Source organism: Streptomyces sichuanensis (assembly GCF_020328095.1).
GTDB lineage: Bacteria > Actinomycetota > Actinomycetes > Streptomycetales > Streptomycetaceae > Streptomyces > Streptomyces cinnamoneus.
Genome location: NZ_JAIXMK010000062.1, coordinates 34,193 through 47,108, shown reverse-complemented (window position 1 = coordinate 47,108; position 12,916 = coordinate 34,193). Strand labels below are relative to the sequence as shown.

Here is a 12,916-nt window from a genome sequence, read left to right as displayed (position 1 = left end):
GTACACCACCGTGGTAGAGAACCAGCACCTGTCGCGCCGCCGGCTGCTCGGCCTCGCGGCCCTCGGCGCCGCCGCCCTCAGCGGAGCGACGACCATCTCCGCGGCACCCCGCGCGCACGCCGCCGGCCAGGGCGACAACGGCTCATTCGTGCCCGCCGTGGTCATCGGCACCGGCTACGGCGCGGCCGTCGCCGCGCTGCGGCTCGGCGAGGCGGGCGTCCAGACGCTGATGCTCGAAATGGGACAGCAGTGGGACAAGCCGGGGGCCGACGGCAACATCTTCCCCAACATGCTCAAGCCGGACGAGCGCTCCACCTGGTTCAAGAGCCGCACCGAGGCCCCCCTCGGCTCGTTCCTCTGGCTCGATGTGGTCAACAAGGACATCACCCCCTACGCCGGTGTCCTGGACCGCGTGAACTTCGACCAGATGTCCGTCTACGTCGGCCGCGGCGTCGGCGGCGGCTCCCTGGTCAACGGCGGCATGGCCGTGGTGCCCAAGCGCTCCTACTTCGAGGAGGTCCTCCCGCGGGTCGACGCCGCGGAGATGTACGACCGGTACTTCCCGCGCGCCAATTCCGTCCTGCGCGTCAACCACATCGACAAGAAGTGGTTCGAGGACACCGAGTGGTACAAGTTCGCCCGCGTCTCGCGCGAGCAGGCCGGCAAGGCGGGCCTGGGCACCACGTTCGTCCCCAACGTCTACGACTGGGACTACATGCGGCGCGAGGCGGCCGGTGAGGTCCCCAAGTCCGCGCTGGCCACCGAGGTCATCTACGGCAACAACCACGGCAAGATGAGCCTGGACAAGACCTACCTGGCCGCCGCCCTCGGCACCGGCAAGGTCACCATCCGCACGATGCACAAGGTCAAGACCATCGGCCGGCAGAAGGACGGCTCGTACGTCCTGACCATCGAGGAGACCGACGCCTACGGCAAGCGGATCGCCACCAAGGAGATCACCTGCACGTACCTCTTCCTCGGCGCCGGCAGCCTCGGCTCCACCGAACTGCTGCTGCGTGCCCGCGACACCGGTGCGCTGCCCGACCTCAGCGGTGAGGTCGGCGCCGGCTGGGGCCCGAACGGCAACATCATGACCGCCCGCGCCAACCACGTGTGGAACCCCACGGGCGCCAAGCAGTCGTCCATCCCCGCGCTCGGCATCGACGACTGGGACAATCCGGCCGCCCCCGTCTTCGCGGAGATCGCCCCCATGCCGGCCGGCCTGGAGACCTGGGTCAGCCTCTACCTGGCGATCACCAAGAACCCCGAGCGCGGCACCTTCGTCTACGACAAGGCCACCGACCGGGCGACGCTGCGCTGGACCCGGGACCAGAACACCCCGGCCGTCAATGCCGCGAAGTCGCTCTTCGACCGCATCAACAAGGCCAACACCACGATGTACCGCTACGACCTCTTCGGCAGCAAGCTCAAGAATTTCGCCGACGACTTCTGCTACCACCCGCTCGGCGGCTGCGTCCTGGGCAAGGCCACGGACCTCTACGGCCGGGTCTCCGGATACAAGAACCTCTATGTGACCGACGGTTCCCTGATTCCCGGCTCCATCGGCGTGAACCCCTTCGTGACCATCACGGCACTGGCCGAGCGGAACATGGAGCGCGTCATCCAGCAGGACATCTCCGCGAAGTGAAACCGGCCGCCCCGCCCGGGTGGACCCGGGCGGGGCGGCGGAATCCCCGCGCGCCTTCGGCTAGGAGTCCTGCAGCTCGCTGAGGGCGCTGCCGTCGTGCGCGATCCAGTCGGTGAAGGCCGACCGGCCGGTGCCCCTGCCCCGGGCACTGCTGAGCCGGCCGTCCATGCCGAGGACGACGACCACCGGGCGGCCCTTGGCGTCCTGGGCGATGCCCGCCGTTCCACGGTGCGGCACGCCCTCCTCCTGCCAGGGGCCCGGCCGGCCGGCGCCCGCGGACAGCCGCATCCGGCCCTTGTCGTCCCGGGCGGCCAGCACCGTGGTGCCGCCGGCCTGGGCCAGCGCCACCCGGCCGTAGCCGCCGATGGACTCGCCCTGGGACGTCACGCGCCAGCCGCCCTCGGCCTGCCGGTCCGCGACGACCACCTGCGACGACGTCGGCCGGCGCATGGCCAGGCGCATGCCACCGCCGGGCAGCGCCGCCAGCGACAGCGGGCCCGTGGCGGCCGGCAACCGGGTCGCGGCAGCCGGCTCGGGCACCGTGCCCGGCCCCGCCGACATCCAGTGGTGGACCGTCCTGGTGTCGGCCGCGACGACGTGCACGCGGCCCTTGCCGTCCAGCGCGGCGTCCAGACCGTCCTCGACCCGCACGGGCCGGTCCGGCTCCGTGCCCAGTTCCTCCCACTCCGTCCAGTCCCCGCCGCCCGAGCGGGAGCGGCAACTCACGCCGCCCGCCCAGTTCTTGACGAAGACGTGCACGGTCCCGTCCTGGCCGGCGACCGCGACGGGATAGCCCACCTCCATGGACCGCTCCGGCTCCTCCTCGGGCGAGCCGAGGGACTCCCAGGACCCGAACGTCGGTGCGCCACCGGGCAGCCGTCCGGTCTGCGACGCCGTGACGACCTCGCGCCGGTGCGCCGTGCCGGGCGCCGGCAGAACCGTCCGCACCGAGAACAACTGCAGAGTGCCGTCGGCGTGGCGCAGCGCCTGCAGCTGGCCCTCCAGCATGGAGCCGCCGGCCGGGACCGGCTTGGACCACACGCCGCTGCCGGCCCTGGTCTCGACCCAGCACTGCGCCCGGCCGTCCAGGATCGCGAAGGCCGCCAGCCGGCCGTCCGGAAGCGGCTGCACCCACCGCTGGGTGCCGGTGGCCCGGTGGCGGAGGTTGTCGGACCAGCGGGTGTCCTTCGAGCGGTTGCCGACCTTGCGGTCGCCGCAGCCGGCCGGGTCGCCGCAGTCCCTGCCGTCGGCCCAGCCGTAGATGTCGAGGATCTCGATCTTGTGGGCGGTGGTGGCCTTGTCGAGACTGTTGGGCAGCGTGGCCACCTCGTAGCCGACGTAGCTGTCCACGGCCGTGGGGCGCGCGTGCTTGCGGCCCCAGTACTGGGCCAGGGCGGCCTGCGCGAAGTGGGCGGAGGCCGTGTGGTCCTGGTGGTCGTGCCGGGCTATGCCCTCCAGGACGGACGGGGTGCCGGCGTACTGTGGCTGCTTCGGCAGGTGCGTCGGGTTCGGGTCGAGGGTCCGCACGACCGTCGGCTGGTAGCGCTCCAGCACGGCGGTGAGCGAGTCGACGACCTGCTGCCGGCTGTACTGGAAGGTGCGCTCGACGGGGCTGGCGGCCGGCACGAGCGTGGTGAGGCTCGGGGTCGCACCGAGCCACAGTCCGCGCAGGCTGTCCTTGCGCGGCGCGCGCATGACCCGCGCCTCGACCAGCTCCATGAAGATCAACTGGACCTGGGGGGCGGCCTTGAGCGTCTGCAGCTCGACCTCCAGACCGGGCACGAGCGACGTCTTCTCCACCGTCCACGGGCTGAGCCAGTCGCCGGTGGCCATGTGGGCGGTCGCCTCCCGCAGGCCGTTGATCCGGGCGCGCACGAACTCCGGGCGCTTCTCCGGCAACTGCGCGTAACCGGGGCTGCGGCTGAGGGCGTTGCGGCCGTCGGACTCGCCGCCGGTCATGCACACCGTGACGGCCGGTGCGCCACTGCGTATGGCCTGCTCCAGCTCCGGGTTCATGAAGTACAGGGAGTCGTCGGCGTGCGCCATGATGTGGACGTACGACTCGGACACCGCGGCCCGCGCCGGGCTCGCCGTGAACCGTCCGGAGCTGCCGTCGTCCTTCGCCCCCGGGGCCAGCCACTGCCAGGCACCCACCGCGCCCGTTCCGGCGACCAAGCCGCCGCCCGCCACCTGGAGCACGCGCCGACGCGATATTCGCCCTGGCACAGGCGTTTCCCCCATCCCCTGCGCCAAGTGAGCGCGGTAGTGCACGAAACGGGGGCGACTACCATCGATCGCCCCGCTGATCAAGACTCCGATCTTATGATCCGCAACCCCCCGTTTCCCTGCGGTCGTGTAACAGCCATGCCACGGCGAGACATAGATTCCGAGGCGATCAGGCAACGCGCTGCCGGGCGCGCCCGGGGCACTACGGTGGGTCACCGCGGGCGCCGTCCGGCCCCGGGGCAGGGACCTCAGAGGTCGTCCGGGAGCTCCCCGGCGTCGTGGACGAGCAGGGCGATCTGCACCCGGTTGTTCAGACCGAGCTTGGTCAGGATGCGCGAGACGTGCGCCTTGACCGTCGCCACGCTCAGATAGAGGGAGGCGGCGATGTCCGCATTGGACTGCCCGCGCCCCACGGCCACTGCGACCTCCCGCTCCCGGTCGTTGAGCAGCGCCAGCCGCTCGCGTGCCCGGCCGCCCCGCTCGTCCTGCGCCCGGTCCGTGACCCGGGCGATCAGCTGCCGGGTCACACCGGGGGAGAGCACGGGGGCGCCCGCCGCCACCCGGCGCACGGCCTCCACGATCTCCGCGGGCGGGGTGTCCTTGAGCACGAAGCCCGCGGCCCCGGCGCGCAGCGCCCGCAGCACCTGATCGTCCGCGTGGAACGTGGTCAGGACGATCACCTCCGGCGCCCGCTCGCGCCCGCGCAGCCGCTCGGTGGCGGCCAGCCCGTCCAGCGACGGCATGCGGATGTCCATCAGCACCACGTCGGGGGCGTGCCGGTCGACGAGCGCGGCCACCTCCGAGCCGTCCGCCGCCTCGCCCACGATCCGGATGTCCGGCAGCCCGCCCAGCATGAACGACAACCCGGCCCGGACGAGCGGATCGTCGTCGACGAGGAGCACCCGGATCGGCGGGGACTGCGGCTCCTGCGCGTCCCGGAGGCCGGCGGGAGGCGGTGGCGGGGGTGGCGCGTTCATGGCCGCCACGGTATCCAGCCGCGGAGGCGGAAACCTCCGCCGGGGTCCGGGCCGTGCTCCAGGCGGCCACCCGCCAGCGCGGCGCGCTCGGCAAGGCCGATCAGGCCCTGCCCCGCTCCCGGCACCGGCGTCGGGCCGTCCGCCACCGCCACGCTTGCGGGGTTCCTCACCTCGACCGTCAGCCCCCGTTCCGGGGAACCTTCGACGACAACCGTGACCTCCGAACCGGGCGCGTGCTTACGGGCGTTGGTCAGACCTTCCTGGACGATGCGGTAGACCGTGCGGCCCGCGACGTCGGGCACCGCCGCGGGGTCGGCGACCCGCTGGGCGAGGACGACCGCCGCGCCCGCCTGACGGGACTCCTCCACCAGCCCCTCCAGCGCCGCGAGCGTCGGCTGCGGGCGGCCCGGCTCCCCGGCGTCGGCCACCGTGGGGGCGCGCAGCACGCCGATCACCTCCCGCAGCTCCTGCAACGCCTGATGGGCGCTGGAGCGGATGACCCCGGCCGTCCGGGCCACTTCCACCGGGGAGGCGTCGGCCCGGAACTCCAGGGCCCCCGCGTGCACACAGAGCAACGACAGCCGGTGCGCCAGCACGTCGTGCATCTCCCGGGCGATCCGCTCCCGGGCCAGCCGCTGCGCACGCTCGGCGCGCAGCCCCGCCTCGGCCTCGGCCCGCTGGGCCCGCTCGCGCAACGACAGCAGCAACTGGCGCCGGGAGCGGACGAACACGCCCCACCCGATCGCGGTCAGCGCCATCAGCACCCCCGTGATCGCCGAGACCGCGACCGTCAGGTCGGGGTCGGGACGCACGGCGGCGGAGACCACGGCGGACAGCAGCGCGGCCCCGCCCACCCAGGCGGTCACCGCGAAGGGCCGGTGCACCGCCACGGTGAACAGCGCCACCAGCATGGCGCCCGCGGACGGCGGTGTGACCGTGCTCACCGCGACCAGCGTCACGGCCAGCCCCACCGGCCATCGCCGGCGCACCCACAGCGCCGCGCACGCGGTGGCACCGACGATCTGATCGGTGAGGAGGACGGCCCCGGAGGTGTGCGGATCCGTGCGCAGCGCCGCCGCGGCCAGCAGCCCCACCAGCGCGGCCGCGGCGAGGCAGAGGACGTCGACGGCCCAGTCGCGCACCGTGCGCGGGGTCCGGCCCGCGAGGCCGGTGCCGTGGGCGGCTGCCTTGCCGCTGCGGTTCCTGGTCACGCCGCAAATCTACTGACCGGAACACCGCCGCCGGCCCGTCGGGCCGGTGCTTGCTACCAAAGTTGCCGACGTCGGGACTTTGGGATTGGGGCGCCCGGTTTTTCCTCTCCTTCCGGCGGCATCGTGCAGTCCTCCGGCCGATGCCCGGGCCGGGGGCGGCGGACGACGATGGCTCGCATGAAGAAACTTCTCGAAGGTCTCGGTGGCCTTCTCGTCCTGCAGGGGCTCGCCGGCATTCTCCACTGGGCCACCGGCTGGTTCCGCTACTGGGCGCTCGTGCGGTACGCAGGCTTTCTGCACGGTTACGAGATATATGCGAACGCCGTGCTGGTGGTGCTGGGCGTGACGCTCGTGGTGGCCGCGGACTCCGGGGCCGGGGGCCTCAGGCGGGGCGATCGTTGAGGATCTTCTGGAAGAGGAAGTGGTCCCGCCACGCCCCGTGGATGTGGAGGTAGTTCGGGGCCTTGCCGATCAGCTCGAATCCGCACTTGGCCAGCACCCGCTGCGAGGCGGTGTTGGAGGTGACGGTCCCCGCCTCGATCCGGTGCAGCCCCAGCTGCTCGTCGGCGTCCCGGCACACCGCCGTCACGGCGGAAGGGGCCAGCCCCTTGCCCGTGTGGGCGGCCGCGATCCAGTAGCCGAGAGTGGCGTTGAGGAACGGTCCTTGCACGACGTTGGACAGGTTCACCACGCCCACCACGTCGCCCTGCCCCTCGTCGGCCACCAGCAACCAGGGCATCGCCCGCCCGGTCCGCCGCAGCCCGGCCAGGTTGCGGAGCCGGTCCGCCTGTCCGTCCGCCGTGAAGAACGCCTCGTCCCGGAACGGCTCCCACGGCCGCAGATGTTCCCGGTTGCGCCGGTAGGCCACGGCGAGGCCGTCCGCGTCGTCCGGTGTCGCCGGGCGCAGGAGAAAACCCGGAGCAATGACATAGGAGCGAAAAGCAGTGAACATCTCCCCACCCTAGCCCTCCCGTCCCAGCAGGCTCAGGGGTTGCGCACGCAGATGAACACCGGCCTCCGGCCCGGCCGGTCGGTACCCGTCATACCCCGGTATGACGTCGTGGTTGGCTCCGTGGGGTGACGTACCGTCAACCATTCCGTCCCTACGTTCCCCCTCGTCACCGCACCACCACGAGGGGAACCGTCCATGCGTCGCTTCAAGCGCACCCTGGCCGCCGTCGCGCTCGCCACGACCGTGATGGCAGGCACGGCCGGCTGGGCTGTCGGAGACGAGCAGACGGTGGTGACCGGCCCGCCGGCCGGTGCCGCCGCCTGGCGCGCGGACGGCTCCCTCCACCGACCGCTCCCGGATCCGGCCACCGCGTCGCCGGCCGAGGTGGCCCGTTTCTTCGCCACCCTCACCGACCGTCAACGACAGGAACTGGCGGCCCGTCACCCGCTGATCGTGGGCAACCTCGACGGCGCCCCCCTGTCGTTGCGCTACGCGGCCAACCGGCGTGCCCTCGGTGCCGAGCGCGACCGGCAGCGGGCCAGGGCGGCCGACTCCGCCCTCCCCGCCCACGAGCGGGAACGGGCCGGCGAACGCGCCGGACGCTGCGCGCGGCTGCTGGCGCCGGGCCGGCAGGTCCTCGCCTTCGACCCCCGCGGGCGGGGCCGGCTCGCCGAGGTCCACGGGGACCTGGCGGCGGCCCGGCGCACCGCGGTCGTCGTGCCCGGCTCGGACGTCGACCTGGACTCCTTCGACCGGACGAAGGACCGCTACGGCACCCCCGCCGGGATGGCCCGTTCCCTGCTCGCCGAGACGGCCCGGCAGTCCCCGGACACCCCGACGGCCGTGATCGCGTGGGCGGGTTACACCACCCCCGTGGGGGTCGGCCTCGACGCCGCCACCGGACGCCTCGCGGAAGCCGGCGCCGGGCAGCTGGACCGCTTCCTGGCGGGCCTTGCCGCACTCGCCCCGGCGGCCCCGCCCGCCCTCTTCTGCCACAGCTACGGCTCGGTCCTGTGCGGCCTGGCGGTCCACGGCCTGGACGGCAGCGAGGTCGCCGACCTCGTCGTCCTCGGCAGCCCCGGCCTGCGCGCCGACTCCGCCGCCGACCTGCACACCGGCGCCCGGATATGGGCGACGCGTCGCAACGGCGCGGACTGGATCGGCAAGGTGCCCCACGTCCGCCTCTTCGGCCTCGGTCACGGCACCGACCCCACCTCGGCCGGGTTCGGCGCCCGGACCGTCCCCTCCGACGGATCGCACGGCCACAGCGACTACTTCGCGCCCGGCACCGCGTCCCTGCGCTCCTTCGCCGCCATCACCCTCGGCAGCCGGGCGGACGCCCGCCAGCCGCGAACCGCCCACGCCGCACGCCCGGAAAAGCCGTAGGCGAAGATCGTTCCGCGATCTACCGTGACGGCCATGACCGACCCCGATGAGCAAAGACCCGCCGTGAACGCCCCTGCAGCGGAAGAGCGGTGACCGTGGTGACCACCGTCTCCGGCAGACGCAGCCTCCGCCCGCTGGCCGGCGTCCTGGCCGCCACCGCCGTCTCCCTGACCGGTACGCGCGTCTCGGCGATCGCCCTGCCGTGGTTCGTCCTCGTCACCACGGGCAGCGCAACCCTGACCGGCTTGGTCGCCTTCTGTGAAATGACCCCCTATGTCCTGGTCAAGGCCCTTTCGGGCCCACTGGTCGATCGCGTGGGACCACGGGCCGTCTCCTGGGTCACGGACTCGGTCAGCGCACTGGCCGTCCTGCTCGTCCCCCTGGCGCACAGCCTCGACATGCTGCCCTTCTGGCTGTTGCTGACCCTGGTCGCCGTGGTCGGGGCGGTGCGCGGGCCCGGCGACCTGGCCAAGGAGATCATGGTTCCGGAGGCGGCCGATCTCAGCCGGGTGCCGCTGGAGCGGGCGACGGGACTGGCGGGCGTCACCGAGCGGCTCGCCGCCACCGTCGGCCCCGCGGTCGGCGGGGCCCTGGTCGCCCTGACCGGCCCGCTGGCCGGTCTCGTCGTCAATGCCGCCGGATTCGCGCTCGGTTCGCTGATCATCGCGCTGGCCCTGCCGCCCGGCATGGGCAGGCCCGTCACGGACCACACCGGACACGAAGCCGCGCCCGGCGGCTACTGGCGCCGGCTGGGCGAGGGCTTCGCCTTCCTGCGCGGCGACCCCCTGCTGCTCACCATCGTCGTCATGGTCTGCGTCACCAACCTCCTCGACGCCGCCTTCGCGGCCGTCCTGGTACCGGTCTGGGCGCAGGAGAGCGGCGGCGGCCCGGCCGCGATCGGCCTGACGGGCAGCGTCGCCGGCATCGCCTCCGTCTGCGGCAGCCTCATAGCCGCCGCGGTGGCCCACCGGCTGCCGCGCCGGCTCGTGTTCTTCGCCGGGTTCCTGCTGGCCGGAGCGCCACGCTGGCTGATCCTCGCCTCCGGCGCCCCAACGTGGGCCGTGGCGGCGGTCTTCGCCGTCTCCGGTTTCGGCGGCGGCTTCCTCAACCCGATCCTGGGCGCGATTTCCTTCGAACGCGTCCCCCGGCACCTCCTGGGCCGGGTCCGTGCGCTGGGCGACTCCGTCGCCTGGGCCGGCATCCCGCTCGGCGGGCTGCTCGCGGGAGCGGCCGTGGCGTCGGCCGGCCTGACGCCGGTGCTCCTCGTGGGCGCGGTGGCCTACTTCTGCACGACCAATCTGGCCGCCCTCCGGTCGGAATGGAAGGACATGGGCGGAGTGGCCGCAGACGGGCGACCGCACGCCGAGTCTGTTCCCGCCGGAAATCCCCGGAAACGTCCCGCTCCGCAGTCCGTAGCGGAATAAATGCCTGACGTGTCATCAGTAATGGAGTGAATGCTCACCGAGCCGGCCCCGGGCTTCGGACGGTCATCCTGCATAACCGTTTGCAATCGATCCCCAAGGGGAGGCGAAACCGATTTGTGTGATCGGCGGCGTCTCCTATTGGATCAGTTGTGTGAGTTATTACCAGCAACAGCCCGGTGGCCCGCAGCCCGGTGGTCCGTCCCCTTACGGCTACCCCGCCCCGCCGCCGCAGTACTACCAGCCCGGCATGCCCCCGATGGGCGGCCCGTCCGGGCCGCCCGAGCAGGCCCTCGCCAACCAGGGCGCCCGCCTCGGCGCCCGACTGCTCGACGTGCTCTTCATCTTCCTGGCCGTGATGGTCGTCGCCGTGATCGGCGCGGTCCTCGGCCAGGCCGGCGGCGCGGCCGCGGGCGTCGGCCTCGCGATCAACATCGTCGGCATGGCGGGTGTGTTCCTCTTCTACGAGCCCTACATGGTCTCGCAGCACGGCGGCACCTTCGGAAAGCGCATCTGCGGCCTGCGCGTCGCCCGGCTCTCCGACGGCCAGAACCTCTCCTTCGGCGCCGCGTTCGGGCGCTGGGCCGTCTACCTGCTGATCGGATTCATTCCGCTCGCCGGCCCGATCAACGCCCTGTCCTGCTGCTGGGACAAGCCGTACCGCCAGTGCTTCCACGACAAGGCGGTCAGCAGCGTGGTCGTCAACCGGACGTGACCGCCTCTCGCTGAGCGGGACCCGCGGCCGTCACAGTCTCCGGTCCACCAGGAACGCGGAGAGCGCGACGAGTTCGTCCGTCGCGGCCGTCCCCAGCGGTGCCCCGTACAGGCACGCGCGCGCGGCGGCCGCACGGCGGCGGGCCTCGGCCAGAACGGCGTCCCGGCCCCCTGCCTCCTCGACGAGCCGGGCCGCCCGGCGGGCCGCGGCGGGACCGAGCGGAGTCCCCGGGGCCAGCAGCCCGGCGAGCCGGCGGGCGGCCGGGGTGTCCGTGGCCAGGGCCGCGAGCACCGGCAGGGTCTTCTTCCCGCGCAACAGGTCGGCATGGACCGGCTTTCCGGTGAGGCCCGGGTCGCCCCAGATCCCCAGCAGGTCGTCCACCGCCTGGAACGCCGCCCCCAGATGCCGCCCCGCCCCGGCGAGCGCGTCGACCACCCCGCCCGGCGCCCCGGCGAGCACCGGCCCCAGAGTCAGCGCACAGCCGATCAGGGAACCGGTCTTGCCGGCCGCCATGACCTCGTACTCGGACCTCCCCACCGCATCCGGGCCGCTCCACGGGCGGGTCTCGAAGAGGAGGTCGTCCGCCTGACCGGCCATCAGCTCCCGGAGCACGCCGGCCAGCCGCCGGACGGCCGCCGCACCGTGGGTGCCCTCCGCGCAGGCCAGCGTCTCGACCGCGAGCGCGAACAGCGCGTCCCCGGCGAGCACCGCAGGGCCGGTACCGAACGCCTTCCACGTGCTCTGCCGGTGCCGCCGCCGTTCGTCACCGTCCATGATGTCGTCGTGCACCAGCGAGAAGGCGTGCACCAGCTCGACCGCGACCGCCGCCGCGACGCCGGCCGTCGCGGGCGCGCCCACCGCCTCGGCCCCCAGGACGGCCAGGGCCCTGCGGACCCCCTTGCCGCCGTCGGCCGCCTGCGGCGTGCCGTCGGCGTCGCACCACCCCAGCGCGTACGAGGCCATCCGCCGCGGCCACGGGTGCAGGCCCTGCACCGCGGCCCTCAGGGCCGGTTCGGTCAGCTCCCGGCAGCGGCCGAGAACGTGCTGCGGGGAGACCCGGGCCGCCTGCAGGCCGGTCTGTGACGTCATGGCGGGTCTCTCTCGTCCGGGGGCGGATGCGTCGGTGTACGGGGTCTCCGTGGCCGGCACGTCAGCGGACCGGTGCCGTCGGGACGTCCGCGAGCCCCAGCTCGGCCCGCGCCGCGTCGACCATGTCCCTGGCGTGCAGCAGCCCCAGCCCGCCGAGCGTGTGACGCAGCGCGTCCAGGTCGGCGGCTGTCTCCGCCGCCGCCCGGCCCAGCCGGGCCCGGGCTTTGACCAGGCCGAGCGTGGCCAGAGCGGCGCCCCGCGGCTCGTCCATCGCCCGGAACTCCTCCAGCGCCCCGCCGTAGGTGGCCCGTGCCTCCTCGAACCGGCCGGCGCGGAAGAGGACGTTGCCGCGCATCTTGTGGTTGTAGGCCAGCGCGCTGACCAGCCGCATCCGACGGCAGGTGGTCTCGGCCCCGGTCAGCAGCTCCAGCGCGCGGGCGGTCTCGCCCCGCAGCGAGAGCACGTCGGCTATGCCGCGCAGGGCCCAGGCCCGGCCGCGGGCGTCGTCGGCGTCACCGGCTATCTCCGCCGCCTCCTCGAACATGGCCAGGGCGGTGTCGTAGGAGCCGGTGTTGCGGTGCATCTGCGCGATGCCCTCCAGCGCCCATACGGTGTGCCGGGCCTCGCCCCGCCGTCTGGCCTCCGCCAGCAGCTGTTCGTGCAGCTCGCCGACGGCCTCGTAGTCGCCCTGGATGCGGCCGGTCTCGGCCAGTCCGGCCAGGGAGTAGCCGCGGGCCACGACGTCCCCGCCGCGCTCGGCCAGGCCGGCGGCCAGGGCGAGCAACCGCCGGGCCAGTGCGAGCGCGCCGCGCTGCCGGGCCAGGGTGCCGCCGCTCCACACGGCCCAGGCCATGGCGCCCTCGTCACCGGCCTGCCGTGCCGCGCGGTAGCTCGCCCTCCACGCGCGTTCGGCCTCGGCGACCAGGCCCAGCCTGCGGCTGGCCTCCGCGACGGCGAGCGCCGCGTGCGCCGATTCCACGGCGGCGCCGCGCAGTTGGGCCTGTCGCTGCTGCTCGACGGCCTTGGCCAGCACCTCCTCCAAGGAGGAGTTGACGGACAGCTCGCCGAGCGCCCCGCGGTACTCGGGGGCGAATGCCTTGCCGTACATGTCTGCCTCTCTTCGTGACGGACCGGCGGGCGGGAGGCGGGCGCGCGCCGCCCGCCCGGGGTGCCCTGCCGGTGATCACGAAGCTATGGCCCGGACCTATCCGCTGAAATCCCTCTCGGAGGCGGCCGTCCGTACCTCTGAGGACGGGTGGCCGAAGACCGTGTCATCCGTGAGATGTACGAC

At 73.4% G+C, this 12,916-nt stretch carries 11 protein-coding genes; 5 read left to right on the top strand and 6 right to left on the bottom strand.

What is annotated here, in order from left to right; all coding sequences use genetic code 11:
* Nucleotides 1–10 precede the first annotated feature (10 nt).
* Nucleotides 11–1,648, top strand: coding sequence for a GMC oxidoreductase (locus tag LE181_RS18985; RefSeq protein WP_225662506.1), 1,638 nt, complete (start codon nt 11–13; stop codon nt 1,646–1,648).
* A 60-nt stretch (nt 1,649–1,708) separates the two neighbouring features.
* On the opposite strand, the gene LE181_RS18980 is transcribed toward LE181_RS18985, so the two are convergent.
* From LE181_RS18980 to LE181_RS18970, 3 genes are all read right to left on the bottom strand, one after another.
* Complete coding sequence (locus tag LE181_RS18980) at nt 1,709–3,847, bottom strand: PIG-L family deacetylase (protein WP_225662505.1); 2,139 nt, start codon at nt 3,845–3,847, stop codon at nt 1,709–1,711.
* Nucleotides 3,848–4,122: 275 nt separating this feature from the next.
* Nucleotides 4,123–4,851 carry a response regulator gene (locus tag LE181_RS18975; protein WP_225662504.1) on the bottom strand — a complete coding sequence of 243 codons (729 nt, stop codon included), beginning with the start codon at nt 4,849–4,851 and terminating at the stop codon, nt 4,123–4,125.
* Nucleotides 4,848–6,062: a sensor histidine kinase gene (locus tag LE181_RS18970; RefSeq protein ID WP_225662503.1), complete on the bottom strand. Its 1,215-nt coding sequence runs from the start codon at nt 6,060–6,062 to the stop codon at nt 4,848–4,850. Before LE181_RS18970 ends, LE181_RS18975 begins: the two co-directional genes overlap by 4 nt.
* Nucleotides 6,063–6,239: 177 nt before the next feature.
* On the opposite strand from LE181_RS18970, the gene LE181_RS18965 reads away from it, so the two are divergent.
* Nucleotides 6,240–6,464: a hypothetical protein gene (locus tag LE181_RS18965; RefSeq protein WP_225662502.1), complete on the top strand. Its 225-nt coding sequence runs from the start codon at nt 6,240–6,242 to the stop codon at nt 6,462–6,464.
* On the opposite strand, the gene LE181_RS18960 is transcribed toward LE181_RS18965, so the two are convergent.
* A complete protein-coding gene (locus tag LE181_RS18960) occupies nt 6,445–7,014 on the bottom strand; it encodes a GNAT family N-acetyltransferase (protein ID WP_225662501.1) in 570 nt (189 codons plus the stop codon). The two genes, LE181_RS18965 and LE181_RS18960, sit on opposite strands and share 20 nt — an antisense overlap.
* A 195-nt stretch (nt 7,015–7,209) precedes the next feature.
* Here LE181_RS18960 and LE181_RS18955 point away from each other — a divergent pair, with 195 nt between their 5' ends.
* The 3 genes from LE181_RS18955 to LE181_RS18945 all read left to right on the top strand — a co-directional run bounded on the left by LE181_RS18955 (nt 7,210) and on the right by LE181_RS18945 (nt 10,536).
* On the top strand, nt 7,210–8,400 hold the full coding sequence (locus tag LE181_RS18955; RefSeq protein ID WP_225662500.1) for an alpha/beta hydrolase: 1,191 nt from the start codon (nt 7,210–7,212) through the stop codon (nt 8,398–8,400).
* Between the two features lie 89 nt (nt 8,401–8,489).
* Nucleotides 8,490–9,824, top strand: coding sequence for an MFS transporter (locus tag LE181_RS18950; RefSeq protein ID WP_225662499.1), 1,335 nt, complete (start codon nt 8,490–8,492; stop codon nt 9,822–9,824).
* A gap of 151 nt (nt 9,825–9,975) precedes the next feature.
* On the top strand, nt 9,976–10,536 hold the full coding sequence (locus LE181_RS18945; protein WP_225662498.1) for an RDD family protein: 561 nt from the start codon (nt 9,976–9,978) through the stop codon (nt 10,534–10,536).
* A gap of 30 nt (nt 10,537–10,566) precedes the next feature.
* Here the strand turns inward: LE181_RS18945 and LE181_RS18940 are convergent, their stop codons facing one another.
* Both LE181_RS18940 and LE181_RS18935 read right to left on the bottom strand, forming a co-directional pair.
* Nucleotides 10,567–11,625, bottom strand: a complete 1,059-nt coding sequence (locus LE181_RS18940) for a polyprenyl synthetase family protein (RefSeq protein WP_225662497.1) — start codon at nt 11,623–11,625, stop codon at nt 10,567–10,569.
* Between the two features lie 61 nt (nt 11,626–11,686).
* Nucleotides 11,687–12,733 (bottom strand): tetratricopeptide repeat protein, encoded by a 1,047-nt coding sequence (locus tag LE181_RS18935; RefSeq protein ID WP_225662496.1) that lies wholly within the window; start codon nt 12,731–12,733, stop codon nt 11,687–11,689.
* Nucleotides 12,734–12,916 lie beyond the last annotated feature (183 nt).